The sequence below is a fragment of the Acinetobacter lwoffii genome (assembly GCF_052078135.1).
GTDB classification, from domain to species: Bacteria; Pseudomonadota; Gammaproteobacteria; order Pseudomonadales; family Moraxellaceae; genus Acinetobacter; species Acinetobacter lwoffii_Z.
The window spans coordinates 16,546-43,271 of the sequence record NZ_JBQGUZ010000026.1 but is presented as its reverse complement, the minus strand read 5'-3'; the positions used below and the strand labels follow the sequence as shown (position 1 = coordinate 43,271).

Here is a 26,726-nt window from a genome sequence, read left to right as displayed (position 1 = left end):
TTTATTATGGTCAGCCTCAGGGTGAAGTGTGTCTAATCAACAGGGTTTTCGGTCTCTAAGCACTTTTTAAAGGGAACTTCATCGACTCAAATCTCTATTTGCAACAGTGCCGCTTTAAGTCGCTATTTGGATGATGGCAATCTACCGATTTGCAACAATTGGGTCGAAAATCAAATGCGTCCCTGGGCATTGGGACGCAAGGACTGGTTGTTTGCTGGCTCGCTACGCAGTGGTCAGCGAGCTGCGAATGTCATGACCCTGATTCAGTCAGCAAAGCTGAATGGGCTAGATCCGTATGCCTATTTAAGTGATGTGCTGAAAAGGTTGCCGACACATAAAGTGACCCAGATTGAAGAATTACTGCCACACCGCTGGAAACCCAACTCAAATTAAAAAATAGCGATGGGGTTCAGCGGACGCTTACGCTGTTTTCAATGTAGTATTCAATAATCGAGATGATCATTGCAAAAACTTTTCATTTCTGATGTCCCAAAATGGGCAATGGAAACTCGCCCCTGCCTATGATGTTACTTTCTGTGAAGGACCAGGGGGATATCATCAAATGGATATCATGGGTGAGGCACCGGATATTCCTCGACAAGCTCTTGTGAAACTTGGTACTCAGGAAGCGGAACTTTGTGTCCAAGAAGTCGATGAAATTATTGGCTCGATTTGTAAGGTTGCAATCCGATTCAGCAATATCGCTCATGACCTATTACCTGGACAAATTCAAGCAGAGACTCTCCAACTGGTCCAAAATAGGATTGAGCAAATATTCATTTATTGCACTAAATAGCTTTCACAAAGCTTCTATGAAGGGCTTATTCTAACCGTTGTTTTATCACGGCATAAGCTACACCAGTCACCACACTTCCAATCGCAATCGCCAATAAATATTTTAATGGATAATTCATCGCATTCGGAATGATCAGTACCATTACACCGCCATGAGGAGTGACTAGTTCACATTTAAATAATGCAACCAAAGCCCCAGTTACAGCACCACCTGCGATCGCGCATGGAAGCACTCGAATCGGGTCTTTGGCAGCAAACGGAATAGCCCCTTCCGAGATGAAACATAGGCCCAGAACTACAGCAGCCTTCCCTGCATCTTGCTCAGGTTTGGCAAATTTATGCTTTGCCAGAAAAGTTGCAATTGCCATACCCAATGGCGGTACCATACCCGCAGCCATGGTAATCGCCATCGGTCCGTATGTTTGTGACGTAAGTAAGCCCACCGTAAAGGCATAAGCCGCTTTATTTATTGGCCCCCCAACATCAATACACATCATACTCCCAAGGATAATCCCCATGATCATGGCATTGGTCGTCCCCATATTGGCAAGGAAGTGTGTGAGTAATTCAAACAATTGTGCAACAGGCTGTCCAACCACATAAATCATGATTAAACCAACAGCTAAACTGGCCAATAGTGGAATAATCAAAATTGGTTTTAATGCTTCTAGGCTACTTGGGAGTTTAAGCTGTTTTGATAAAAATAACGCAATATAACCTGCAATAAAACCTGCAACTAATCCACCGAGAAAGCCTGCCTCTAATTGTGTTGCAAGTAAACCGCCAATCAAACCTGGAGTTAAACCCGGACGATCCGCAATAGAATAAGCAATGTAACCTGCCAGCATAGGTACCATAAGAGTAAATGCTGCAGCACCTATTTGCTTTAAGGATGCGGCAAAGCTTCCTTCAACAGGATTGAGGCCAAACATAAACGAGATGGCAATGATCAAACCGCCCGCCACCACCATCGGCAGCATGAAAGACACCCCTGTTAAAAGGTGTTTATAAATTCCAGTTTTTTCTTTGTTTTCATTTTCTGTCTTAGTGGCTGTTTGCTTACCCGTTTCAAGCACTTTGGCTTCAGCAATTGCGTTTGCAAAAGTCTTATCCGTTTGCTTAAGGGCAAATCCTGTACTGCAGCGATATACGCGTTTGCCTACAAAGCGATCTGTATTGACCTCAATATCCGTTGCTAAGATCACCACATCTGCTTTGGCAATACTTTCTGCCGATAAAACATTTTTAGCCCCAACCGATCCTTGGGTTTCAACATCAATCTGATAACCGTGCTTTACTGCACCTTGTTGTAAGGCTTCGGCCGCCATAAACGTATGCGCAACACCAGTTGGACATGCTGTAATGGCGACAAAGCGTGTAACCCCTACATTGGCTGCAATAGTTTCATCTAAAGCATCTGAATGCTCAAGAACTTGTTGCAAAAGCATGATCGCATCGTGTTGCGCGTTATTCAAACCAATGACTTTCACAACCTTGTCACGCAGTTGAGTCGCATCTGCCGACTTCTGTCCAACAAAAACAACCGTATCAATAACATTTGATAAATCGAGATGCTCAACTGATGTCGCCACATCATTGGAAATACCAAGTGCTGTTGCTGCTTTGGACAGTTTTTTGGCCAAAATCACTGCATTAATCGGCTGCTCGGGACTATGTGGCACAAATAAAATATGTTTTATCTCTTGCATCGTATTAACTCAATGATTGGACTGAGATTTGCGATTTCAAATCTTCAATAACAGCAAAGTCTGGAAGGGCAAACCCAATTTGGGTCACAGCATTGCTCGCAATTGCGGTTGCTGTTTTCAATGTTTCTTCTGGGGAAGTTGAACTCAACAAGCCATGAATCATACCTGCCAGCAAGGAATCTCCCGCACCCACCGTACTTTGGACGGTGACCTTCGGTGCAGTAGCATGCAGGGTTTGCGTGCGGTGAAGCCAGTTCACCCCGTTTTCACCCATCGAGACCACAATATGTTCGATCTGACTATTTAAACTGGCAAAAAGATGCTGCTGTTCTGCAAACGTTTCTGCTGGCAAATGGTAGGTTTCTGTCAACTCATCTGTATTAGGCTTAATCAACCAAGGATGGGCAGCAATTGCTGCTTTCAACGCAACACCACTGGTATCTACTGCGACTTTTTTACCCGCAGACTGTAACCATAGAATCAGTGTCGAAAGCTCTTCTGCAGAAAAACCTTGTGGCAAACTGCCAGCAATCACAATCACATCAACCTCTAAAATCAGTTGAGATAGACGTTCACATAGTTGTTGTTTTGCTGAGGTATCTACAAAAAAGCCCTTGCCATTGATGTCAGTCATCTGACCAGAAGCTTCTGCAACTTTAATGTTTTGTCGTGTTTGACCTGCAACATAAATAAATTGGTTATCAAATTGCTCTTGCTGGATATGATGGTCAAAAATTTGACGGTTTTCTTGCCCCAAAAAGCCACTCACAATCAGTTCATGTCCCAAATCCTTAAGGACCTGTGCCACGTTTAAGCCCTTACCTGCTGCATGGCTTTGGGCTGTTAACTGACGATTGACCTCGCCAACTTTTAGTTGATCCAATTGCACGGTGAGGTCAATTGCAGGATTCAGAGTAATGCTTAATATCTTAGCCATTCGGTAATTACTCCACCAATGCACGTACGGCAGACGCACTGTCACAACTTAAGGCTTGCTGTGCGACCTGTTGGCAATTTATATAGTTCAAACCACGAATTTGCGCCTTCACCAATGGAATACTGGTACTCGACATACTCAACTCATCCACGCCCAAGCCTATCAATACAGGCACAGCTTTTGGATCAGCAGCCAATTCACCACAAATGCCCACCCATTTACCATGCTGATGTGCTGCCCGAACAGTTTGATCAATCAATAGCAAAATACTCGGATGTAAGCCATCAGCTTCGGCAGACAATAGTGGATGACCACGGTCAATCGCCAGAGTATATTGAGTCAAGTCATTGGTTCCAATACTAAAAAAATCAACTTCTTGAGCAAGAATTGGAGCCAACAATGCTGCCGCAGGAACCTCAATCATAATACCGACTTGTAAGTTTTCACATGGATGCTGTATGCGAACCTCATCCAAAATTGCTTTTGCTGCTCGCCATTCTTCAACCCGCCCAATCATAGGAAACATAATTCTTAATGGGCGATTATCCGCTGCTTTAAGTAAAGCAACCAATTGTTGACGTAGCAACTCTGGCTTACGTAAAGTCAGACGAATACCACGTAAGCCCAAGAATGGATTTTCTTCCTTTTCAATAGGCAAATACGGCAAAGGTTTGTCCCCGCCCACATCAAGTGTACGTACCACCAATGGACGACCCGCCAAAGCATCTAACACCACCCGATAATCGGCTTCTTGTGTAGCCTCATCAGGCGCACTGCTGTGTGACATAAAGACCAATTCTGTGCGTAGCAAACCAATTGCTTCTGCCCCATCGGCCACAGCCTGTATCGTAGCGCCCACTTTGCCAATATTGGCTGCGATTTCAACTTGATGTTGATCCAGTGTGATGGCAGGTTCTAAACAATGCTGTTCCGCTTGTTCTCGCAACTCACGCTGGCGTTGGCGCTCTGCAATGGCATGATCAATCTGACTTTGCTCGGGTGAGACCACATACTCACCAGTATCCCCATTAATTAGTACTGTGGCATGGTTCTCAATATTTAAAACAGCTACACCCGCACCTACGACTGCTGGAATAGCCAGAGCACGTGCCACAATAGCACTATGGGCACTCGCTCCACCAACCGCGGTCAAAATGCCTGCAACACGATCTTTATTCAGACGCGCTACATCACTCGGGCCAACATCATGCATAATTAAGATATAAGGTTGCTCGGGTTCTGTGACATCGGCCACACCGCACAAAACAGCCAAAACTCGCTCACCAATATCCCTTAAATCAGCCGCACGCTCTGCCAGTAAACGATCGCTAAGTGCAGCCTGTGCGGTAGCAGCCATTTCAATATGATCATGCCAAGCTGCAGCAGCAGACAACCCCTGTTTTAAACCGCGTTGTACACTTTGGAGGAGGTCTGGATCATCCAGCATTTCCAAATGTGCCATGAAGATCTGCTTAATGGCAGTAGATTCAGTATGTGCAATGAATTGACGTAAGCTATTTTTCACCTGATGAAGCGCAATTTCAAGCTTTTCATTCTCAGCTTTAAAACTCTGTCCGCGACGTTCATAACTAAATTCATGTGGCTTCACCACATGTGCAGGACCAAAAGCAAGGCCAGTTGATGCCGCAATACCGCAGCTACCCGTATCGCCATGTGATTCAAAAGGCATTAATTTTAAAGTATTTACGACTGGGTCACTACTGCTGTGCTGATGAGATACAAGATCAACAGCTTCAACCTCTTCTCCTAAGCCCTGTTGAACTGCATCAATAATCTGTTCTAAGCCTGCTACAGCATCAGTATCAGGTTGTGCAATAAAAGTCAGAGTTTGACCACGACGACATCCCATGGCTAATAATTTGGTTAAACTTTTTGCCGAAACGTAAGCCCCCTCATCTACAGCAACGAGAATATCCCCTGCAAATTTCTTAGTCATATTGACCAAGTGTGTCGCGGGACGCGCATGTAGACCATGAGCGTTAGCTAAGACAATACGACGAGATGGCCAATCAGGAATCAGTTCAGCACCAATTAACTGCGCCAATTGGTGACTATCTTGCTCTTGGTTGAGGGTATGAACTTGTTCAGTATCAAACAAAATATCCATTAACCGTTGAAACCGTTGCATATCCAGTTGCTCATTACTGGCAATACACACCAAAGTCTTGAGCATTTCCTGCTGATGGCTTAAAACCTGTTCCGCTTTTACCAAACTTACAGCTGGGCTCAAAACATGCTGGTTAGAAGTGATCGACCACACTCCCTCCCCTAAATGAATCATGCTGTTTAGGTTTAAACCCGACAGAAAACCACACTCCACCATTTTTTGCTGTTTCAGCAACTGTGTTGCCTGCCAAATTAAATCTTCTACATCAAGTGCGGGAACTTGGGTGGCGATTAAATTTTCATGCAATGCCAAAGATGCGGGTTGGGCTTGTAATAATGCAATAATTTGCTCTGCAGATTGAGCCTGTTTCACTTGATCAGCGACATCGTTAATTAAAGCCCGCGTCAAAATTTGTAAGACTTGCAAATGCTCATCTGATTTCGCAGCAATCACCACTGCTAAATAAATTTTATTTTCACCGTCCCAAACAACTCCTTCAGGAAAGTGCGCCAGACGAATCCCAGTTTTTAAAATAGATTGGCGAGACTGAGGCGTCCCATGCGGAATGGCAATTCCTTGTCCTAAATACGTTGCACTTTGTTGTTCGCGCCCGGTCAACCCATGAATATAATCAGGTGTAACCAATTGGTCTTCGACCAAGATATCGACTAGACATTGCAACGCTTGTGCTTTATCAGTGGCGTGTTGTTTCATTCGAATATGTTGTATATCTAGCGCGAGCATAAAGCGTCCTTGCAAAATAGCATAGTGAAAAGCTATGCCTTTTTACTGGAGAAAAAATAAAAGTCGAATTCTACTCAGGATTTACACAAAAATCTGTATATTTTGATTTTATCTTGATAATCATTATTACGACGCAATTAAGAAACGACGAGATTCTCCAAAGCCCAGTGTTGCGATAGTTGGGTTTAGTTCTAATTGAACCGCTCTATCTCTGATTTCAGGGGTATATTTAGGTTTTTCATCGGATCACTACGCTTCGCTACGTCTTGCGAAGCAATGCGTCTCATCTCAGAAAGTTTGGTCTCCGACAAACCCGGTACGGTTCAGTTTAAGTCGTAAAATTGAAGTTAGATGTTTTTGCATAGATCCAAGTGTTAAATCATCATTGCGATTCTTGCGTACCACACCCTAGGCACGTGAAAAAGTAGAAAGCTTATATTTGTACGTGTTACGTCAAAAAGCAAAACAGAAACCGTAGCCCCAGGCAACACCCCTCTCATCATAAAATTATACCAGTCAGTAAAATACCTTTAGATTAAGCATGTGTATGTTGGTTATTATTGTTGATTATCACAATAAATTAGTGACCAAAAATCAAATTACCCCACCCTACATTAAATTACACCACACAAAATAAAAACTCTATATAACTGTTATATATAGAGTTTACTAACATACCAATTATGTTATTTAGTGTATTTTATGTTGGTGACTCTTACCAAGGTTGGTTTTTTTCAAAAGGAAGCTTTGTTTACCCAAATTATTTAGATAAGAATCTCTTTTTCCAAAGGAAAGTTGGCAAAGCCTTAGTAATGTGAGTAATTAAATCGCTTACTCTTTCTCTAGTTTGACCAGGCAATCCGATGTAATATCTGCAATGGTTCTTGCACCAGTCAATGTCATTGCCACACGCATTTCTTTCTCAATCAAATCTAGTAAATTACTTACCCCAGAACCGCCGGCAGCACCAAGTGCGTATACAAATGCACGACCAAGCATACAAATATCTGCACCCATAGCCAACATACGTACCACATCAAGACCGTTACGAATCCCTGAATCTGCTAAAATTTTGATGTCACCTTTGACCGCACTTGCAATTGAAGGAAGCGCACGAGCAGAAGACAAAACACCATCAAGCTGACGACCACCGTGATTGGAGACCACAATTCCATCTGCTCCGAAACGTACCGCATCCTTGGCATCCTCAGGATCTAAAATCCCCTTAATAACCATGGGACCCTCCCAATAATCACGAATCCACTCAAGATCTTTCCAAGAAATTGAAGGGTCAAAGTTATTTCCCAGCCAACCGATATAATCTTCCAGACCTGTCGGCTTACCTAAATATTTCGAAATGTTACCCAAATCATGCGGACGACCCAATAAACCGACATTCCAAGCCCAGTGTGGGTGCATACACGATTGCATATAACGACGTATTGCAGCATTTTTACCACTCATTCCTGAATGTGCATCACGATAACGCGCACCTGGAACAGGCATATCGACTGTGAATACTAAGGTAGAACAGCCTGCGGCTTTAGCACGTTCCAAGGCATTTTTCATAAAACCACGGTCACGTAGTACATACAGTTGAAACCACATCGGACGTTGAATCGCAGGTGCCACTTCTTCAATTGGACAAACTGAAACTGTTGATAAGGTAAATGGAATGCCCTTTTTATCTGCGGCAACCGCGGCTTGAACTTCACCACGACGCGCATACATACCCGTTAGACCTACAGGTGACAATGCCACTGGCAACGCCAAATTTTCACCAAACAATTGCGTTTCTAAGCTCAGCTCAGACATGTCATTTAACACACGTTGACGTAAAGCGATTTTTGATAAATCGTCTACATTACGCTTTAAAGTATATTCCGCATAGGCACCACCATCGATGTATTCAAATAAAAATGGCGGTAAACGACGTTTCGCAGCTTCACGATAGTCATTTGCAGAAGAAATAATCATAACTTATGTCCTATTTAATCGACTCGAACGTTGACGACGAGCTTCTTCTTCATCGATCATACGTACGCGTTGAACAACAAATTCAATATGCCCACAAGCTGCCTTACGTGCAGTCTCTGAGTCTTGACGTTCAATTGCGTCCATCACCTCAAAATGCTGGTCATGCAATTGTTCAAAATGTTGTGGTGTGGTGTAAACTTTACGTCGCCCTAACATCACGTTGTCTTGCAATAAATCAAACAAACTACGCATCATTTGGATCAGCACTAGATTGTGGGATGCTTCTGCAATCGCCAGATGAAAATTCGCATCCGCTATTGCTGCGTGGGCATCATCACCTAAAGCCTGAAAATGGCTAATCTGCTCAAAACATTGACGAATATTGATCAAATCACTGGGTGTGGCACGTTGTGCGGCATACCATGCTGTACCACCTTCAAGCACCATACGAGCTTCTTGTACATCAAAACGATATTCAGGATCCTGATCCATCAAACCGGATAATGGCTCAACGATTTGATACTGTGACCAATGTGCAGGCAACTGCTTTAAATAGGTGCCTGCACCCGCTTTGCTCTGAATAATCCCTGCGGTAATCAGTTGTTGAATCGCCTCACGTAAAGAGCTACGAGACACACCTAACTGTTCACAGAGTTGGCGTTCAGCAGGCAATCGCTCTCCGACTTGCACATTATTTTTTTCAATCAATAGACGTAAACGCTGTACCACTTTGTCGGAGACTTTCATTTTTTTCCTTGACTCGTTTACGGAATCATCCACGGGAAAACATAAGCTTGTAAGGTCACAATAATACCAATCATCACCGTAAAGATAATGCTGTGTTTTACTGTAAATCTAAATAAATCAGATTCTTTACCAACTAAACCCACTGCTGCACAAGCAATCGCGATTGATTGAGGGGAAATCATCTTACCTGTTACTCCACCACTGGTATTGGCAGCAACTAACAAGACTTCAGGCACACCGATTTGCTGTGCTGTAGTTGCTTGTAACGCTGAAAACAATGCGTTAGCTGAAGTATCTGAACCTGTAAGAAACACTCCAACCCAACCCAAGAATGGTGAAAAGAACGTGAAAGCCTGACCCGTATGTGCCAGTGCTAAAGCAAGCGTCGCTGACAGACCTGAATAGTTTGCAATGAACGCAAAAGCCAGTACCATACCAATCGAATAAATTGGGGTTTTTAGTTCATTCACGGTTTCAAAGAATGTCGAAACTGCCTCTTTAGGTTTCATGTTTAAATAAATAATCGTGATCAATGCCGCCAATATAATCGCTGTACCCGTTGCTGATAACCAATCAAACTTATAAATCGCATCATAATCTTTAATTTCAGGCACGACAGGTGGTAGCTTTTGAATCAATTGATGCAAATACGGCACTTTAATTGAAACTACTAAATCACTTAATGGGCCGTCCTTAACAAATAAATCTTTAAAAGGTTTGATGCTCCAGATCGTCACCATTGCTGTAAGTATCAGAAATGGAGACCAGGCTTTGGCTATCTGTGCCACACTATATTGTTTACGAGCTTGCTTGATAATAGTTTCATCTACCTGTATATTTTTGTCCTCAAAAAGAAAAATATGTTTTGGTTTCCAATACTTAAGCAAGATAGTTAAACTGATTAATGATGCAATTGCAGCAGTGATATCGGGTAACTCAGGCCCAACAAAATTTGATGTTAGATATTGCGCTAAAGAAAAAGATAAGCTGGCAACTAAAATAGCAGGCCAAGTTTCTTTAACCCCACGCCAACCATCCATGATTGCCATGATCCAGATCAATACAATTGGCACCATAAAGGGTAACTGACGACCAACCATTTGACTGATTTCCATGGTGTCAACACCTGAAACCTGCCCAGCGACAATGATCGGAATTCCCATTGCACCAAAAGCAACAGGTGCAGTATTAACTATCAGGCATAGCCCAGCCGCATATAAAGGCTTAAAGCCGAGTCCCACCAACAGTGCCGCAGTAATTGCGACGGGCGCACCAAAACCTGCCGCACCTTCTAAAAACGTACCAAAAGCAAACCCAACTAATAGCATTTGCAGACGTTGATCTTCTGTAATTGACAGAATAGACGAACGAATAACATCAAACTGTCCTGTTTTTACTGAAATCTTATATATAAAAACTGCACCGATAATAATCCATGCAATTGGCCACAGGCCGTAGAAGAATCCATAGACCATTGATGCTAATGCCATTCCAATTGGCATTTTGTATAAAAATAATGAGACCAGAAAGGCTAAAAAAACGGTAATTGTAGCGGCTACACTACCCTTCATGCGAAAAATAGCTAACGCTAAAAAAAAGAAAATAATTGGAACTAGCGCAATAGCACTCGAAATCCAGATATTGCCTATAGGATCATAAATTTGTTGCCACTGTTGAAGCATTGTCTACTCCTTGAAATGCTTAACTACTAGATTGAACAGTTTATTGTACTTAAACACTAAATTGGTATGACCAATTTAGTGTTTAAGAGATAAAATGTGCATTTTGTATTGGCGATATTAGTAATATTAGCCCAAAAACACAATATAAAAGATTTAATTTATTTTTTGGTATGACCAATTTTTATAATCTCTTAAAATTTTATATATTAGATTTCTTTCATAATTCACTTTTTACTCAGCTCAAAATTATGGATTCCCACAATTAAATTAAATCTTAATCCTAGTCTTTTGCCAGGGTTGCGATATCGCTCGGCAAGGATTTTGAAGGTTTTCAAAGTTCCAAATACCTGTTCAATCCCAATTCTTCTTTTATTGATTTCTTGGTTATAAAGTTTTAGCTCGAGATCTGGTTTTTAGTGCTTTTTTGCTTTTAATGGCCATAAACTATTTGGATACAATGTATAAATCCCTTGATAGCCTTTATTTGCAAGAGGCTTTGTTGCACAAACCTACCACTGAAACCTTCTTGGGGAATATAATTTCTAAATGAAGAGGTCTGCACCCAAGATCTATCGTACAACCAGTTGATCTACCTACAATAAAGCCTTGCTCAGTCAAGGAAATATATCAATTTGGTTTGATTCAGCCATCCAATGGTCGCTCGATTGACTCAACAACTGCCGATGCAAAACTTGGATGAAAATGTACTAGCCCAACAACTTCATTCCACCAATCAAGAGCAGTTGATTGCCTATAAAGTGTCTTTATTTGACTCTGACGTCAGTGTCGTTCAGCATGTGGTAGCAAAAACCCGAGGTGCACCGAAAGATTTAAGCCACCAAGTAGTTGGCTTTAGTACAAAGCAACAAGGTGAGGCTCAGTTATGTGTTACGTCGTGAGGATATTCAAGTGGTGGCAGCAGAGCGGATGTTCCTACGTGGATAATTGCTCAAAAAGATTTTATAATCGGTATTAATACCAATAATTTTGTCTTTATTGCTATGTATAGACTTAATCGTTTTGATTATTCGTCGAGAGCTTAAAGCCTTAGATGAAGTTTCAACCTTTTAAGTCAGCCAAATTTATCAGTGAATGATGCTACTCACTATTTAAAAACCTTAGATGCCAAAGTAATGCCTTCCAAGGTACAGTCCTTTGCCCAAAACTCTAAGCACTTAATACATAAACTGCATCAAAATCCGGAAAATGAAAAAGTATTTAGTTCATACGCCGCCCATGAATTGCGTAGTCCTTTAACCGCGATCAAAACTCATATTCAGCTTGCACAACTGATGGCAGAACAACAGGCAAGCTCGCCCAAATTGCAACAGAGCTTGCAGCAGGTACACCTTGGTATCCGCCGATGTACCCAGCTACTGGAACAGCTTCTAGCACTTTCCTCTACCGATCAAGTACTGAGTGATATCTAGTACAGTATTGAAATTGCACGGCTCCTGACTCAGGTGATTGCCGATTTACAGTCGCTTTATCCGGAAATTGAACCCAGTTTAACAATTGACTGACCGAGCCTGACCCGAATTGCCCTACCCGATTTTGAACTAGATACCGTCTTTAAAAACCTACTTAACAATGCTCTATTGCAGGCACAGGCAAACACCATTTCAATTGCTATGCTGCATGTGTGCTGATCATTCATAATGATAATCAAAGGTTGAAGATATGCATACTTGGGACAGCGTTTCTGGCATAAATCTCCCTAGCAAAATGGGCATGGGCTAGACTTATATTTGATGAAAATGGTGTTAAACAAATATGGCTATCAGATTCAATTTACAGTGGCGCAACCTCAATATTTAAGCATTCACATCAGCCTCGCTGCAAGCGGATCACTTACTTATGAGAAGACAGGGCTAAATTTAAAGCTGGAATATCAACCCATGTCGTATCAGCAAAATCACGCTGCAAATACTGTTTTAAATAAGCAATGGTATCTTCAGCGATCAAGGGATCTTTGGAGTTATCTGCATGATTAAAAGCAATGGCATATAATTGAACCCCGCGGAGTTTTAACAACTCAAGACTCAGCAAGGTATGATTAATACTGCCTAAACGCCCTGAAGTGACGAGAATCACCGGATAATTATGTGTCTGAATATAATCAATAGTCAGGAACTCTTCGGTTAAGGGCACCATCAGACCACCGGCACCTTCCAGCAAAATACAGTCGTAGGCCACAGCCAGCTGTTCGGTAGCCTGATGAATCTGTTCAAAGTTAATGGCTCGCCCATCCAGCCGCGCAGCAAGATGCGGTGAAGCCGGATACGTAAAAATTTCCGGCATGGTCAGTTTTTGCTGGTCTTCCGGTAACAATCCACAACCCATAATTGCACGATGCTGTTCGATATCTTCTGATATATCGACATTTCCGGTCTGAATCAGCTTTTGGGTTATGGTACGAATGCCCTGCTCATTCCAATTTTTGGCCAGAAAACCAGTAGTAAAGGTTTTACCAATTGCGGTATCAATGCCGCTGACAAAATAAATCTGTGCGCTCATGCTGTCTTCCGTGCAATGACATAAACCGGATAATAGGTCAGTGCATACTGTTTGCTTTCAGGATCTTGGAATTGTCGATAGCCGGTATAAAAATCCTGTAAGGACGATTTTGTCCACCGAAACCCCTGTGCCGTCGCCTGTACACCAGTGGCTTTGATATGCTGTAACACCTGTTTCGGATGCTCAAAATGCAAGGTCATCTGTTCTTCTGTCTGCAGCAGAATGTCAAAGCCTAAGGATTCAAGCAGTTCACAGACCTCCGCTAAAGGCAGATAATCCAAGCCTTGTCCGGTCAGTGCCTTAATTTCCTTTAAATTATTGTCCGTATAACTGGCAAAACACAGATGCCCAGAGGGATTTAAGGCCTGCGCAATGTTGAGCAACAATGCTTTTAAATCCGAGATCCATTGCAATGCAGAACACGACAGCACCATGTCCAGAGACTGCGGCAGTGGCAAGGTTTCAATATTACCAATCCCCCACAAAAGCCGATTAGATTCCGGGAAGTGCTGCTTCACTTCGACATATAGGTCATTTAAAAATAAATGATCAAAGCTATAATGCTGCATAAAAAGCCGGGTAAACAATCCTGAACCGCAGCCAATTTCCAATACCCGTTGCAAATGTGGTTGTGCCACATGCTGCTGCATGAAATGCATCAACTCTGCAGCTACGGTACTTTGTACCAGCGCATGCTGTTCATAACTGAGATTTGCCTGAGCAAAACGCTGGGCAATCTGTTTGCTGTTCATCGCGGCAAACTCCTCAGCACCTGCAGACATGCGTCCAGCTCATCCGCAGAAATGTTCTGGTTCAGGGAAATTCTGAGTCTGGAGGTGTTGGCAGGAACCGTTGGCGGACGTACTGGCAGCACATAAAACCCCTGCTGTTGCATAATTTCAGTCGCCTGAATGGTGCGTTTTGCCTCACCAATCAGTACCGGCACAATTTGCGAGGTTGACGGACAGTGATATCCCAAGTCTTGAATGCCCTGCTGACAGCGTACAGCCAATGCTGCCAAATGTACTCGTTCTGCCTGAAGCTGCTCTACCTTCTGAAAAATAAATCTAGTCCAGGCCATACATAGTGGCGGCTGGGCGGTACTAAAAATTAAAGGTCGCATGCTATTGATCAGATAGTCACGAATCACTGGTGCACAGACCAGATAACCACCAACTGAAGCCAAAGCCTTGCCAAAGGTACCGACTAGGAAATCAATTTGATCCAATACTTGATACTGTTCTGCGCAGCCCAATCCACGTTCACCGCGCACACCAATTGCATGTGCCTCATCGACATAAAGCATGACTTTTGCAAACTGCTGTTTTAATGCCACCAAAGCAGTTAAATCTGTTTCATCCCCATCCATACTGAAAATTGATTCAGTTACCACAATGATGCGCTGGATAGATTCATCTGACTGATATTTTTCTAAAAACTGAGTCAAATGCTGCAGGTCATTATGGCGGTAACGCACATAGCCAGCTTTAGATAAACGAATCCCGTCGATAATACTGGCATGTACCAGTTTGTCAGCAATGATCATGGTTTTAGCATTACTGAGCGCAGGAAGAATCCCGATATTCATGTGATAACCACTATTAAACAGCAGTACTGAACGTCCAAAAGCCTGTGACATCTGTGCTTCAAGTTGTTCAAAATTGGGAAAGTTTCCTGTCAGTAAACGTGAAGAGCTTGAACTCATATATCGCTCAGACATCGGCGTGAGGTCAAAAAATTCTTCACGTAGCGTTAAGTTGGATGCCAGACCTAAATAGTCATTGGATGCCAGATTCAGCATCTCTTGGCCATTGAGTTGCAATCGTGGCTGGCTAGAAATATTGGACTTAAACTGGCGATATTGCCCTTGCTGTTTCAAGTCATCTAGCTGCTGCTGGAAATGCTCAAGATGGTTCATGCTACTGCCTCTATCTGCTGAATCATCTCCCGCATATGCTTTAATAAAGTTTCAAGTTGCTGTGTTGAAATTACATATGGCGGCATGACATAGACCAGACGGCCAAAAGGACGAATCCAGACGCCACGGCATACACATTCAGCCTGAAAACGCGCCAAATCAATAGTTTGATGTAGCTCAACTACGCCAATTGCGCCGAGGACACGCACATCTTTGACTTGTGCCAAGGATTTTAAATCCAGTAAATATTGTTCTAGTGTCCTTTCAATCTGTTGAATACGCGTCTGCCAGTCTTGAGCCAGTAACAGCTGGGTACTTTTTAATGCGACCGCACAGGCCAACGGATTAGCCATAAAAGTTGGGCCATGCATGAACACACCCGCTTCACCACTTGAAATCGTCTCTGCTACATGGCGAGTGGTTAAGGTCGCTGACAAGGTCATATAACCACCAGTCAATGCCTTACCGATACACATAATGTCTGGTGTGACCTGAGCGTGTTCATAAGCAAATAGTTTTCCAGTGCGGCCAAAACCGGTGGCAATTTCATCTAAAATCAGCAGTACATCGTACTTTTCACACAACAACTTAGCTTGCTTTAAATATTCTGGATGATAGAAACGCATCCCGCCTGCACCTTGCACAATCGGCTCAATGATCATGGCAGCAATCTGTTGATGCTGCTGTACCAGCAGGTGCTCAAGTGGCTGTATATCTTCGGGTTGCCATGCCCCATCAAAACGGCTTTGAGGTGCCGGAACAAATAAACGGTTCGGCAAACTCGAACCAAAAATTTGATGCATACCAGTTACAGGATCACAAACCGACATGGCATTCCAGGTGTCGCCATGATAGCCAGAGCGTGTGGTAACAAAGTTAGTTTTTTGTGGTTGCTGACGTGCATTCCAATATTGCACAGCCATTTTCAACGCCACCTCAACCGCGACCGAGCCGGAATCGGCAAAGAAAATTTTATCCAGTTCAGGCGCCGTGATCTCAAGTAGCAGTTTAGACACATCAATCGCAGGCTGATGAGTCAAACCACCAAACATGATATGTGACATCGACTCTAATTGTTTTGTTACGGCCTGATTGAGTTCAGAATGATTATAACCGTGAATTGTGCACCACCAGGACGACATGCCATCAATCAGCTGGGTACCATCTTCAAGTTCAATGACTGCACCATTTGCAGCTTTAACTTTGTAACATGGCAAGGGTTGTGTCATGGAGGTATAAGGATGCCAAATATGCTGTTGATCAAAAGCGTCCTGCACAGAATTTACCCCAATTATTAAAACTAAAACTGATCTTAGCGCGTTAAATCTGAAAATGAAACGTCAAGAGCTACCAATCTCTTTTTGCTTAAGCCAGATCGGCTAAAAATTTTAAAATTGGCTCAACGAGTAACTTGGCATCAAAAAGGATGGCATCGTGCGTGCCCTGTATTTTTACCAAATTCAGATTTTGGGTTGTTAAAAACACAGATTCTTGACTAACTTTGTAAGGAACCAACATATCATTCTCGGAAAATATAAATAGCATCTTGACTGAATGATTTTTTAAGATATCCACTAGATTTAATTGCTGCAATAGATAAAGATGCTTAACCTGATAGTTTAAATCAATAATATTTAACTGTTGGTGCAATAATTTTGCACGTTCACGCGCTGCTGCGCCAGCTAAAGTGACCAAGGTACAGAAGCGCTGCATCCCGCGTTTTGGATCAGCCAGTATGGAGGATTTAAATTGTGTATATTGTTCAACTGGCATTGCCTGTGGCCATGCTTCGTTGGCCACGAAACAGGGATTTGACATACAGCAAATCACTGGCTTGGCAATTTTCAATTGTTGCTGGATTTCATTAGCCAGCAAAAGTGCCAACTGTCCACCCAAAGACCACCCCATCAAGACATCAAACGAACTCGCCTGCCTGACTTTTTCGGCCAAAAGACTTTCTACGTTAGGATCGAAAATATCCCATACTTTAACTTGATGCTGCTGCCGCAACTGTTCTACAAACGGGGTTAAGACCGCTGTTCCTAGCCCCCAACCCGTAATCATCAGTATCTTCATTTTGTCTGTTCCAATAAAAAAGGGACCAATTCAAGTTGAAATGATCCCTGTTTGTTACACGATTAATTAAGCAGGTTGCATCGCATCTACAGCCAATTCTTTAGCTGTTTTCTTGGCAGCTTCAGCTTTTAAGCCTAATTTAGCAAACAAGGCTTTGTCTTTACCTTCACCACTGTTCGGGGCAGTAAGCAATTTATCACCTGAAAATAATGAGTTAGCTCCAGCCATAAATGCCAGTGCCTGATCAGAGTCAGAGAGAGATTCACGACCTGCCGACAAGCGGATATAACTCTTCGGCATAATAATCCGTGCTACCGCAATAGTACGAATCCAGTCAATCACATCCAGTTTTTCAACATCGGCCAGTGGTGTGCCTTCAATAGGAACCAACATATTTATGGGCACCGAACCCGGGTGAATCGGCATAGTCGCTAGTTCAAACAACAAACCGACCCGGTCTTGTACGCCTTCGCCCAAGCCGACAATACCGCCACTACAGACATTAATTCCGGCATCACGTACATGATCAAGCGTATTTAAGCGGTCATCAAAGCTACGTGTACTGATGACATTGGCATAATATTCACGTGAGGTATCAAGGTTGTGGTTATAATAATCTAGCCCTGCATCTTTCAGACGTTCCGCTTGTGAGGCATTCAGCATTCCTAGAGTCATACAGGTTTCCATGCCCAGTTTCTTGACTTCCTGCACCAGTTCCAGCACATACGGCATATCGCGTTCATGCGGATTACGCCATGCTGCGCCCATGCAGAAACGGGTCGAACCGAAAGCTTTGGCCTGTTTGGCTTCAGCAATCGCCTTTTGTACTTCTACGCGTTTTTCAATTTCCAGATCAGTATCGTAATGTGCAGATTGCGAACAGTATTTACAATCTTCCGGACAACGGCCCGTTTTAATTGAAAGCAGAGTACTGACCTGAACAGTATTCGGTTCAAAGTTTTGGCGATGAATTTGCTGTGCCTGAAACAGTAAATCCATTAAAGGCAAGTCATAAATTTCTTGTATTTCGGCACGTGACCAATCATTACGGATCATCTTGTCTGCATCATCTAAAATTCCATTGAGTAAATCATACGCTGTTTTTTTTATTTTTCTTTAACGTTTTCTTTCATATTCATTGCCTGCTTAAAATAGCTTTAGTGTATCAAGCTATTTTTGAAAGCTTATTTAACCCGAATCCTGCTTAAGCCGATGATTCCTTAATTTGAATTGTTGGCTTATTTCGATGGGTTAATTGATATGCACATAGTGAGGCGTAAATTCCACGCAGAAATCCATGAAGACTACGTGCTTTACTCGTCACTAAATTGTATTGCCCCTTCAATAAGCCGAATAATATTTCTATTTTATTGCGTTGTCTTAAGTGATATTTATCTGATGCACAGAGTTGAATAGCCTGCATATTCTTCCGATGATAAGTAATTAAATCAATACCTTGATCTTTCAATCTAATTTTTAATTCTTGGCTGATGTAACCTCGATCCCCGTAAAGTTTTGCTTCTATACCAGCAACCAATTGCTCAACCATTTTTATATTAGCAACATGTCCATTCGATAAAGCAGAACAGGCAATTTCACCAAATTGATTCATCGCAATACGTAATTTACAGCCATAAAACCAGCCCATTGAGCTTCTACTATGTGATGCAATTTGGATTAATGATTTATGACGCTAAATACGTTGATTTTTACAAATTGGCAGAGTTGTTGAATCAATCCATAAATATTGTGTACCTTGGCCTTTCATCAGTGCCACATGTAAAGCATGTAGAGCTAATTCATGCATACCCAATTGGCTCAAGCCAATGTGAAAGCCCAGCAAGCGGCAAAAAAACCGAATGTTTTTGCTTTTGGCGAATATAGTCTGGATCAAAATGAAAACTGGATTGTCGGAGTTGCCGCACGCTATAACCTGTTTTCCGGGATCGATAAAAACAAGAATATTCAGGCTGCCGAACTCAAACGCTCTGCTACAGAATTACTCACTGCACGCACCCAGCAAGAAATTGAAAATCTGATTTATAAATCTTATAGCGAAGCACTCAGTGCACAGCAAAGTGATGCACTTCTGGCACAAAACTTGAAAGCCGCACAGGAAAATTTACGCATCCAAGAATTGTCTTTTAAAGAAGATATGGGCACCGCCACACAGGTCATCGATGCACAAAATATGCTGAGCGGACTACGAGCTGAAACTGCCTTGAATGCCTACAAATATGTGATGTCACTGGCCACCCTATTACAAAGCCATGGCTCGATTACAGAATTTCCGAACTACATTCAACATACCAATACCCACTATAGATGCTAAAACTCTTCAAATACGAGCAGTTCAGCTCACAACGAATAATGTGAGTGATTCACGAATCCTTGGGGAGTTACTTGATCAAATTCCGTTGGATGAACAGATTGATTCAGTTTATACAGACGAGGCTTATAACACCAAGCAATGCCGTCAAGTCATTGCAGACCGGTAAGCATATGCGGTAGTTCCCTCCAGAAAAAATGCAAAGCCTTAGAAAACTACAAAAGTTCATTCGCAAGAGCGAAATGAATTACTTCGAACCGTTAAATGTTTAGGCAGGACACTATGGAAGAAATGGTCAGGCTATCATCGGCGAAGTTTGGTCAAAACCAAAATGTATTGCATTAAATTATTAGGCGATAAATTAACGGAATTAGGTCGACCTCATACCCAAGTTGTCACTTGAATTCGAGTAACTTAGAAAAGATCTATCTCTGAAGCCTTTATGCAACAAAGTCACTCCAGATTGAGGATTTGAAAATTTATAGTGCAGTATATAAACAAATTGGTTCAGGAGCACAAAAGTAAGGTAATAACATCTTTTTTTAACAGTGATATTTTATTGTTCCCTACTCCTTACATTAAACTTTTATTTGTAGATTTACCTATCATTAACTCATTTTTCATTTGGATTTCCTATTATATTGAGATTGCTTTAAGAGATATTAAACAATAATATTACTGATAATTATTATCATTTACATTAACTAAAATGTTTTATACCGTTCCTCCATCATTTAAGCTTTCTCTTCTTAGTCTTGCAATTTTAGTGTCCCAGCAAAGTTTTGCCGATGATACTCAGCAATTACCGACGATTACAGTTACAGCGGAATCAGAACAGAGTGAGCTCAGCTCCGAACAGAGTAAGGCTTATATCATCCAAAATTCGTCAACCGCCTCAAAACTGAATATTCCACTCAAGGAAACGCCGCAAACAGTCAATGTCATCACTCGCCAGCAACTGGATGACTTTGCCTTAGATAATACCCGGGAAGTACTGCGTAATGCCCCTGGCATTATTGTCAACAATCAGGAAACGGAACGGAGCTCCTACCTTGCCCGAGGTTTCGAGATTTCGAATGTTTTAGTGGATGGCGTTGGTATTCCACTCGAAGGCTATAATTATAATAATGATAATCCGGACAGTTTTTTGTTTGACCGTATCGAAGTGGTGAAAGGCGCAAATGCCTTAAATAATGGAATTGGCGATCCTGGTGCAACCATTAACATGATTCGCAAACGCCCTACTCAGGAACTTCAGGCAGCCTTGAATGCCAGTTACGGTTCATGGAATACGCAGCGCTATGAAGCAGATATATCCTCTCCTCTCACCCAGGATGGAAAAATCAGAGGCCGTGTATTTGGCTATCAACAGAATGGTGACAGTTATCTGGATCGTTATGAACTGGAAAAAAACGGCATAGGTGCTGTTGTGGAGGCAGATGTAACTGACACAACCCTATTGACCGCAGGCTATACTGAAAGCAATCATAAGCCGAATGGTGTGAATTGGGGTTCTAATCCACTGATCAATACCGAAGGCGAGCAGCTCAGTTACTCACGGAATTATAATTACAGCCCAAGCTGGACCTATTGGGATAGCAATATTAAAAGTTACTTTGCCGAGCTTGAACAAAAACTGGCAGGCGACTGGACAGCCAAACTGACTTATGATGAAAAACGCACACAACGTGATTCAAAACTCTTGTTTCTGTCTGGAAAACCTGGCGCAAATGGCACTTCAGGTATCTTCCTCTACCCAGGCATGTATATTGATGACAATAAAGAACAACAAGCCAGCCTGAGTTTTAGCGGCACCTATCCGCTTTGGGGACAACGCCATGAAGCCTCATTGGGCTATGTCTGGGCCAAAAATCGTCTGGATGAATTGGGTTATGCTGGCAGCTTTGTCAATCCGCTGACCACAGATTTAGCCAGCTTTACACCAGAAGAACCAAGCTGGGATCTATCGAAAACCAGTGGGGAAATGCATATCCGGCAGAAGAACCAGAGCCTTTATGCTGCGACCCGACTGCATCTGAATGATGATCTGAAACTGCTTTTAGGTGCGAACTATGTTCAGGCTGAAAGCAGTGGTAGCAGTTATGGGACCGACACCATTTATGATGAAGATAAAGTTTTACCCTATGCCGGTTTGACCTATAACTTTAGCCCTGAATATACAGGTTACCTGAGTTATACCTCGATTTTCCGTCCGCAAACCACCAAAGCAGATGATGGCAGCATTAACAAGCCGATCGAAGGTGAAAGCTATGAAGTCGGAGTCAAAGGTTCTTGGCTAGATGACAAGCTTACCGCCACCATGGCTGTGTTCAGAACGGAGCAAAGTAATTATCCGCTTCGTGATTCTGATGGTATTCCGACTTTACGCACAACTCAGGTCAGTGACCTGCGTTCCCAAGGCTACGAGTTTGGCTTGGCGGGACAACTGACCGACCATTTTAACTTAAGCTTTGGTTATACCCAGTTTAGCCTGAAAGATCTGATCAATGGCGGTGATGCGCGTACCTTCAATCCAACCCAGTCTTTTAATCTTTTAACTACCTATCAGGTGCCGCAACTTCCAAAACTGAAACTGGGCCTTGGTGTGCAGTGGCAAGATCAGACCTATCTAGATGTGCCTGAAGCAACCGCCAATGGAGTGATTACCCAGAAAGCTGGAATCATTGAGCAGGATGCTTATGCGCTCGTGAACTTAATGGCCAGCTATGAGCTGAATGAGCATATGACCTTGCAAGCCAATGGTAATAACCTGACCAATGAAAAATATCTGTTCAATTTCCCGAATCAGCAAGGTTTTTATGGTGCACCAGCAAATTACAGCGTTGCTGTGAAATTTAAATACTGATTTTCAAACTTAGCCTTGACGACATGTTCAGGGCTAAATCATCACTACATACACAAAAACAGGTAAAACAAATGAAAAAAATGATCGCTCTGACCCTCGGACTGTCTATGACACTTTCAGCTCAGGCGCATATGCTTTGGCTGGAACGTGGCACAAATCAGCAGACTCATGCGTTCTTTGGTGAATATAGTGAACAGCTCAAAGAAACGCAGCAAGGTGCCCTCAAGTCTTTCAATCAGGCAAAGGCCGTTCAGGCCAAAAAAACATTTAGTCCTCAAATGCAACAGGATCATTTGCTCTATGCAACCCAAGGCCAGACCGATGTCCAGCTCACTCATGAATTGATCTATGGAGAATCATTGCTGAGCTATCATGCCAAATCCGGCAGACAAAACTTGAAAGCAGAGTCCGAACTGGATATTGTCCCGACCCAGATCAACAGCAATACATTTACGGTACTGTATCAGGGTAAAGCTGCTGCGGATGTTGAAGTCACAGTCTTTTCCCCGCAATTCTGGCTAAAAAAATACACCACCAACGGCCAAGGCCAGATTACGATCGCCACGCCATGGAAAGGTCAATATGTCATTGAAGTTGGCAAAGAAGCAGACAAGGCCGGAAAATTGAATCAGCAGGCCTATAAAAAACAGTATCTGGTAACGACTTTAAGTTTTGTTTATTAAGTTTTTAGATTTTCATCAGTATAGATTTATTCAAGGCCAAATATGATGTCTGTTGTAGTGCAGCCACTCGCCATTTTCTATCGCTTAGGCATGAGCTTTGGGATGGGCTACTTGTGCAGTTATTTGATCGCACTCGATCTGGCTTACTTTCTACAGGCTTTTCTGCCCAAAGCAGAATCCATCTATTTGGCCGCCGTTATTGCCCTGATTTTTTATGTCTGTTTTGTGATTGGCATCTTCTGTATCCAGAGTTTAAAAAAGCTTTCGGTCTATAGCCTGCTTCCTTTCCTTAGCTTATTTACCATCTCCCGCTTCATAGGTTAAACCATGCATAAATCTGTCCGTCAATCCATGGCATGGCTACATTCATGGTTAGGTTTAAGTTTTGGCTGGCTGCTCTTCGCGATCTTTTTAACAGGCGCGGTCACCTATTACCGGCATGAAATCAGTATATGGATGCAGCCTGAATTTGCCTCAATACAAGTCAATCAGGAAACTGCCTTAAAATCTGCTTACAGCTATTTACAGCAGCATGCACCGGACGCCCAAAACTGGTATATCGGAGTCGCCAATCAAGATTCACCTGTGAATAAAGTCTACTGGCAAAAAGCGGATGGTGGCTATGAAGTCAAAACCCTGGATGCTTCGACAGGAAAAGAATTAAACCTCTCGGCCACCCAAGGGGGAGATTTTTTCTATAATTTTCATTTTCAGCTCTATGGTATGCCCTACACCATTGGTCGGCTGATTGTGACGATTGCTGCCTTTATCATGTTATTGACTCTGATTTCAGGAATCATTACCCATAAAAAAATCCTGACAGACTTTTTTACCTTAAGAGCATTTAAGGGGCAGCGCTCCTATCTGGATTTTCATAATGTTAGTTCAGTGATTGCCCTGCCGTTCTTTTTGACCATGACATTTACCGGGCTGGCGATTTTCTTTTATATCGTACTGCCTTCCGGCATGAAAAAACTCTATCCAGACAATCCCTTTCAGTATTTTGAAGAAATTCGCACAGTCAATGTATTGGCCAACTCTGTGGTTCCGGTGAAAACCGAGATGCTGCCAATTCAACATTTTATTAGCACGGCGCAGCAACACTGGGGACATGCGGAATTTGACAATATCACGGTCAAGCAGCCCAATACCCAGCTGGCACACATAACCTTAACACAGCTCAAAGATCATTCCATTACCAGAAATCAGGCACAGCTCATTTTAAATGCTGCTACCGGAAAATTGCTTGAAAATACACGCAATGAAAGTGCAATTGCCATACTCAATGCCGGCATGTATGGTTTGCATATGGCACGTTTTGCTGAACCTGCTTTACGTTTAGGATTGTTTTTCTCTGGCATATTGGGCTGCGCCATGATTGCCTCCGGTCTGCTGCTGTGGAGTCTGAAACGCCAGATTCAGAAAAAATCAGCGCGGTTTCATCTCGGACATTATTTGGTGAACCGCTTGAATATCACCATGATACTTGGCTTGCCGATTGCCATGCTGGCTTATCTCTATGCGAATCGTTTTATCAGCATCCCTGTAGGTGCACCAAATTATGAGATTTATAGTTTTTTCAGTATTTGGCTCGGCAGTTTCATTCTGGCATGTTTAACACCGCAGCAATATTTATGGAAAATTCAGCTTAAAATCCTGATTGGTACTGCTTTTATGCTGCCGCTGATCAATATTTATTATCTCATTTTCCATGATTATATTGATTCTTTTACAACTTACTGGCCATTTCTGCGAATCGATCTGATGCTGTGGAACTTGGCACTTCTCGCCCTATTGTTACACCAGAAAATTACCCCTATTCAGCAAAAGGCGGTCAATAAAATTCACGCCAAACTAAAAGTTACGCAACAGGAATCATCAACATGATATGGATTGCAGTGATCGGTCTGCTTTGGCTGAGCTGTTCTGGTTTTTATGCGGTAAGTGCAAAGCAGATCCTAAAAACCCGAAAATCTCGTTACGCTTTTTTAGCTAATTTTCCTACGCACACTAAATTCACTGCGGGTATTTTCTTATTCGTCGCGATGTTTTTATTACGTACCCAGTTTAGCTCCAGTATTAGCTTTGTGGCTTTATGGGTATTTCTAAGCCCTGTACTGTTTATCTTTATCTTAAAAATGAATAAAGCATTTTAGTATTTATTTAAAATCAGAAAGTAGTAAACAGCCTAGTGCGCTACTTACATGCCCTCTATTGAACCAATCTACTCAGTATCTGCTAAACCTTGCCAACCTACTTTTAAATATTTCAGATTCATTATTTTGGCTAGAATCAGAAATTTAAATTGGTAGGTATTTGGTAGGTAGGATTCTTTTTAACTTCATCCAATACTTATATTACGGTGAGGGTCACCGATAAAATAATCAATTAATGGTAGAAGGAATCACGCCATGGCTTTTAAAAATATTTCAGATCAAACTAACGGTTTTTATATTCCCTGTGTTTCACTTTTTGGTCCGGGCTGTGCTAAAGAAATCGGGATAAAAGCACAAAATTTAGGTGCCAAGAAAGCGCTGATTGTAACTGATGCGGGGCTGTTTAAATTTGGTGTTGCAGATGATATTGCAAATTATTTGAAAGAGGCGGGTGTTGACAGTTATATTTTCCCAGGCGCGGAACCCAATCCAACTGATATTAACGTGCATCATGGAGTTACAGCTTATAATGAAAATGCCTGTGATTTTATTGTATCGTTAGGTGGGGGTTCCTCACATGACTGTGCCAAAGGCATTGGTCTAGTCACTGCAGGTGGCGGACATATCCGTGATTATGAAGGGATTGATAAAAGTACCGTCCCGATGACACCACTGATTGCAATCAATACCACGGCAGGGACAGCTTCGGAGATGACACGTTTCTGTATCATTACCAATACCGATACCCATGTGAAAATGGCGATTGTAGATTGGCGTTGTACACCACTCATTGCGATTGATGACCCTAAACTTATGTTGGCCAAACCTGCAGGGCTGACTGCGGCAACAGGTATGGATGCCTTGACGCATGCAGTAGAAGCTTATGTGTCTACGGCAGCAAATCCAATCACTGATGCCTGTGCAGAAAAGGCGATTACCATGATCAGCGAATGGCTTAGCCTGGCAGTGGCGAATGGGGATAATCTGGAAGCACGGGATGCCATGAGCTATGCCCAATATCTTGCCGGAATGGCCTTTAACAACGCCTCTTTAGGATATGTGCATGCGATGGCACATCAGCTCGGAGGCTTCTACAACTTGCCGCATGGTGTTTGTAATGCAATTCTGCTCCCCCATGTTTGTGAATTTAACCTGATTGCTTGTCCTGAACGTTATGCCAAAATTGCCCAATTGATGGGGGTGAATACAGAAGGTTTAACCGTAACTGGAGCAGCTTATGAAGCGATTGGCGCCATTCGTCAGCTTTCGGCTTCAATTGGTATTCCATCTGGGCTGACGGAATTAAATGTAAAAGAAGCTGACTTGGCCATCATGGCGGAAAATGCACAAAAAGATGCCTGCATGTTGACCAATCCACGTAAAGCCAACCATGCCCAAGTGGTAGATATTTTTAAAGCGGCGATGTAGTACCTCAATGTAAGTATTCTCTCCAAGTATCTGA

Annotated in this window: 20 protein-coding genes and 8 pseudogenes; 13 read left to right on the top strand and 15 right to left on the bottom strand. The window is 42.5% G+C overall.

Annotation, left to right across the window (positions count from 1 at the left end; translation table 11 throughout):
* Positions 1-111: 111 nt before the first annotated feature.
* A pseudogene (locus ACTL4S_RS14215) lies at positions 112-393 on the top strand (transposase domain-containing protein); the annotation flags it as partial.
* Positions 394-424: 31 nt separating this feature from the next.
* Positions 425-792: pseudogene (locus ACTL4S_RS14210) on the top strand (HipA domain-containing protein); the annotation flags it as partial.
* Positions 793-821: 29 nt separating this feature from the next.
* Here the strand turns inward: ACTL4S_RS14210 and ACTL4S_RS14205 are convergent.
* The 4 genes and pseudogenes from ACTL4S_RS14205 to fruB form a co-directional block, all read right to left on the bottom strand.
* On the bottom strand, positions 822-2,504 hold the full coding sequence (locus tag ACTL4S_RS14205; RefSeq protein ID WP_004647821.1) for a fructose-specific PTS transporter subunit EIIC: 1,683 nt from the start codon (positions 2,502-2,504) through the stop codon (positions 822-824).
* Positions 2,505-2,508: 4 nt separating this feature from the next.
* Entirely contained in the window at positions 2,509-3,441 is a 933-nt protein-coding gene (gene pfkB / locus ACTL4S_RS14200) for a 1-phosphofructokinase (protein ID WP_004647820.1), read from the bottom strand.
* A 7-nt stretch (positions 3,442-3,448) separates the two neighbouring features.
* Positions 3,449-5,098 (bottom strand): annotated as a pseudogene (gene ptsP / locus ACTL4S_RS14195) (phosphoenolpyruvate--protein phosphotransferase); the annotation flags it as partial.
* An 86-nt stretch (positions 5,099-5,184) separates the two neighbouring features.
* Positions 5,185-6,313 (bottom strand): annotated as a pseudogene (gene fruB, locus ACTL4S_RS14190) (fused PTS fructose transporter subunit IIA/HPr protein); the annotation flags it as partial.
* A 328-nt stretch (positions 6,314-6,641) separates the two neighbouring features.
* Between fruB and ACTL4S_RS14185 the strand changes: the two are divergent.
* Positions 6,642-6,791, top strand: a pseudogene (locus ACTL4S_RS14185) (VF530 family DNA-binding protein); the annotation flags it as partial.
* A 353-nt stretch (positions 6,792-7,144) separates the two neighbouring features.
* Here ACTL4S_RS14185 and lldD read toward each other — a convergent pair.
* From lldD to ACTL4S_RS14165, 4 genes are all read right to left on the bottom strand, one after another.
* Complete coding sequence (lldD, locus tag ACTL4S_RS14180; protein ID WP_004282143.1) at positions 7,145-8,290, bottom strand: FMN-dependent L-lactate dehydrogenase LldD; 1,146 nt, start codon at positions 8,288-8,290, stop codon at positions 7,145-7,147.
* A 3-nt stretch (positions 8,291-8,293) separates the two neighbouring features.
* A complete protein-coding gene (gene lldR / locus ACTL4S_RS14175) occupies positions 8,294-9,037 on the bottom strand; it encodes a transcriptional regulator LldR (protein ID WP_004282146.1) in 744 nt (247 codons plus the stop codon).
* Between the two features lie 17 nt (positions 9,038-9,054).
* Positions 9,055-10,719, bottom strand: coding sequence for an L-lactate permease (gene lldP / locus ACTL4S_RS14170; RefSeq protein WP_004282148.1), 1,665 nt, complete (start codon positions 10,717-10,719; stop codon positions 9,055-9,057).
* Positions 10,720-10,943: 224 nt separating this feature from the next.
* A complete protein-coding gene (locus ACTL4S_RS14165) occupies positions 10,944-11,096 on the bottom strand; it encodes a hypothetical protein (protein WP_373886141.1) in 153 nt (50 codons plus the stop codon).
* A gap of 288 nt (positions 11,097-11,384) precedes the next feature.
* Here ACTL4S_RS14165 and ACTL4S_RS14160 point away from each other — a divergent pair, with 288 nt between their 5' ends.
* Both ACTL4S_RS14160 and ACTL4S_RS14155 read left to right on the top strand, forming a co-directional pair.
* Positions 11,385-11,618 (top strand): hypothetical protein, encoded by a 234-nt coding sequence (locus ACTL4S_RS14160; RefSeq protein ID WP_228738685.1) that lies wholly within the window; start codon positions 11,385-11,387, stop codon positions 11,616-11,618.
* A gap of 189 nt (positions 11,619-11,807) precedes the next feature.
* Entirely contained in the window at positions 11,808-12,149 is a 342-nt protein-coding gene (locus tag ACTL4S_RS14155) for a histidine kinase dimerization/phospho-acceptor domain-containing protein (RefSeq protein WP_004282152.1), read from the top strand.
* A gap of 421 nt (positions 12,150-12,570) precedes the next feature.
* On the opposite strand, the gene bioD is transcribed toward ACTL4S_RS14155, so the two are convergent.
* The 7 genes and pseudogenes from bioD to ACTL4S_RS14120 form a co-directional block, all read right to left on the bottom strand.
* A complete protein-coding gene (gene bioD, locus ACTL4S_RS14150; protein ID WP_253145816.1) occupies positions 12,571-13,236 on the bottom strand; it encodes a dethiobiotin synthase in 666 nt (221 codons plus the stop codon).
* Positions 13,233-14,018 (bottom strand): malonyl-ACP O-methyltransferase BioC, encoded by a 786-nt coding sequence (bioC, locus tag ACTL4S_RS14145; protein ID WP_253145818.1) that lies wholly within the window; start codon positions 14,016-14,018, stop codon positions 13,233-13,235. The genes bioD and bioC overlap by 4 nt, the downstream gene beginning before the upstream one ends.
* Positions 13,985-15,154: an 8-amino-7-oxononanoate synthase gene (locus tag ACTL4S_RS14140; protein ID WP_253145820.1), complete on the bottom strand. Its 1,170-nt coding sequence runs from the start codon at positions 15,152-15,154 to the stop codon at positions 13,985-13,987. The genes bioC and ACTL4S_RS14140 overlap by 34 nt, the downstream gene beginning before the upstream one ends.
* On the bottom strand, positions 15,151-16,431 hold the full coding sequence (bioA, locus tag ACTL4S_RS14135) for an adenosylmethionine--8-amino-7-oxononanoate transaminase (protein WP_253145822.1): 1,281 nt from the start codon (positions 16,429-16,431) through the stop codon (positions 15,151-15,153). The genes ACTL4S_RS14140 and bioA overlap by 4 nt, the downstream gene beginning before the upstream one ends.
* Positions 16,432-16,519: 88 nt before the next feature.
* A complete protein-coding gene (locus tag ACTL4S_RS14130; RefSeq protein ID WP_253145823.1) occupies positions 16,520-17,230 on the bottom strand; it encodes an alpha/beta hydrolase family protein in 711 nt (236 codons plus the stop codon).
* A gap of 66 nt (positions 17,231-17,296) precedes the next feature.
* Positions 17,297-18,286: a biotin synthase BioB gene (bioB, locus tag ACTL4S_RS14125; RefSeq protein WP_253145824.1), complete on the bottom strand. Its 990-nt coding sequence runs from the start codon at positions 18,284-18,286 to the stop codon at positions 17,297-17,299.
* A 148-nt stretch (positions 18,287-18,434) separates the two neighbouring features.
* Positions 18,435-19,043: pseudogene (locus ACTL4S_RS14120) on the bottom strand (IS982 family transposase); the annotation flags it as partial.
* Between ACTL4S_RS14120 and ACTL4S_RS14115 the strand changes: the two are divergent.
* The 8 genes and pseudogenes from ACTL4S_RS14115 to mdh all read left to right on the top strand — a co-directional run.
* A pseudogene (locus ACTL4S_RS14115) lies at positions 19,032-19,562 on the top strand (TolC family protein); the annotation flags it as partial. The pseudogenes ACTL4S_RS14120 and ACTL4S_RS14115 overlap by 12 nt on opposite strands.
* Positions 19,552-19,962, top strand: a pseudogene (locus ACTL4S_RS14110) (transposase); the annotation flags it as partial. The pseudogenes ACTL4S_RS14115 and ACTL4S_RS14110, both read left to right, overlap by 11 nt.
* A 306-nt stretch (positions 19,963-20,268) precedes the next feature.
* Positions 20,269-22,425, top strand: coding sequence for a TonB-dependent siderophore receptor (locus tag ACTL4S_RS14105; protein ID WP_253145825.1), 2,157 nt, complete (start codon positions 20,269-20,271; stop codon positions 22,423-22,425).
* 71 nt (positions 22,426-22,496) lie between these two features.
* Complete coding sequence (locus ACTL4S_RS14100) at positions 22,497-23,108, top strand: DUF4198 domain-containing protein (protein WP_004647798.1); 612 nt, start codon at positions 22,497-22,499, stop codon at positions 23,106-23,108.
* Positions 23,109-23,150: 42 nt separating this feature from the next.
* On the top strand, positions 23,151-23,432 hold the full coding sequence (locus tag ACTL4S_RS14095; RefSeq protein ID WP_253145826.1) for a hypothetical protein: 282 nt from the start codon (positions 23,151-23,153) through the stop codon (positions 23,430-23,432).
* A gap of 3 nt (positions 23,433-23,435) precedes the next feature.
* Positions 23,436-24,995, top strand: coding sequence for a PepSY-associated TM helix domain-containing protein (locus ACTL4S_RS14090; RefSeq protein ID WP_253145827.1), 1,560 nt, complete (start codon positions 23,436-23,438; stop codon positions 24,993-24,995).
* The gene (locus ACTL4S_RS14085; protein ID WP_253145828.1) at positions 24,992-25,264 is read left to right on the top strand and encodes a hypothetical protein; all 273 of its coding nucleotides are present in this window, start codon (positions 24,992-24,994) and stop codon (positions 25,262-25,264) included. The genes ACTL4S_RS14090 and ACTL4S_RS14085 overlap by 4 nt, the downstream gene beginning before the upstream one ends.
* A gap of 255 nt (positions 25,265-25,519) precedes the next feature.
* Positions 25,520-26,692 (top strand): iron-dependent methanol dehydrogenase, encoded by a 1,173-nt coding sequence (gene mdh / locus ACTL4S_RS14080; protein WP_071850974.1) that lies wholly within the window; start codon positions 25,520-25,522, stop codon positions 26,690-26,692.
* Positions 26,693-26,726: the final 34 nt, after the last annotated feature.

Coding starts and splice junctions, on each gene's coding strand:
- ACTL4S_RS14205 (WP_004647821.1), bottom strand. CDS start 2,504: ATGCAAGAGATAAAACATATTTTATTTGTGCCACATAGTCCCGAGCAG.
- pfkB (WP_004647820.1), bottom strand. CDS start 3,441: ATGGCTAAGATATTAAGCATTACTCTGAATCCTGCAATTGACCTCACC.
- lldD (WP_004282143.1), bottom strand. CDS start 8,290: ATGATTATTTCTTCTGCAAATGACTATCGTGAAGCTGCGAAACGTCGT.
- lldR (WP_004282146.1), bottom strand. CDS start 9,037: ATGAAAGTCTCCGACAAAGTGGTACAGCGTTTACGTCTATTGATTGAA.
- lldP (WP_004282148.1), bottom strand. CDS start 10,719: ATGCTTCAACAGTGGCAACAAATTTATGATCCTATAGGCAATATCTGG.
- bioD (WP_253145816.1), bottom strand. CDS start 13,236: ATGAGCGCACAGATTTATTTTGTCAGCGGCATTGATACCGCAATTGGT.
- bioC (WP_253145818.1), bottom strand. CDS start 14,018: ATGTCTGCAGGTGCTGAGGAGTTTGCCGCGATGAACAGCAAACAGATT.
- ACTL4S_RS14140 (WP_253145820.1), bottom strand. CDS start 15,154: ATGAACCATCTTGAGCATTTCCAGCAGCAGCTAGATGACTTGAAACAG.
- ACTL4S_RS14130 (WP_253145823.1), bottom strand. CDS start 17,230: ATGAAGATACTGATGATTACGGGTTGGGGGCTAGGAACAGCGGTCTTA.
- bioB (WP_253145824.1), bottom strand. CDS start 18,286: ATGATCCGTAATGATTGGTCACGTGCCGAAATACAAGAAATTTATGAC.
- ACTL4S_RS14105 (WP_253145825.1), top strand. CDS start 20,269: ATGTTTTATACCGTTCCTCCATCATTTAAGCTTTCTCTTCTTAGTCTT.
- ACTL4S_RS14100 (WP_004647798.1), top strand. CDS start 22,497: ATGAAAAAAATGATCGCTCTGACCCTCGGACTGTCTATGACACTTTCA.
- ACTL4S_RS14095 (WP_253145826.1), top strand. CDS start 23,151: ATGATGTCTGTTGTAGTGCAGCCACTCGCCATTTTCTATCGCTTAGGC.
- ACTL4S_RS14090 (WP_253145827.1), top strand. CDS start 23,436: ATGCATAAATCTGTCCGTCAATCCATGGCATGGCTACATTCATGGTTA.
- ACTL4S_RS14085 (WP_253145828.1), top strand. CDS start 24,992: ATGATATGGATTGCAGTGATCGGTCTGCTTTGGCTGAGCTGTTCTGGT.
- mdh (WP_071850974.1), top strand. CDS start 25,520: ATGGCTTTTAAAAATATTTCAGATCAAACTAACGGTTTTTATATTCCC.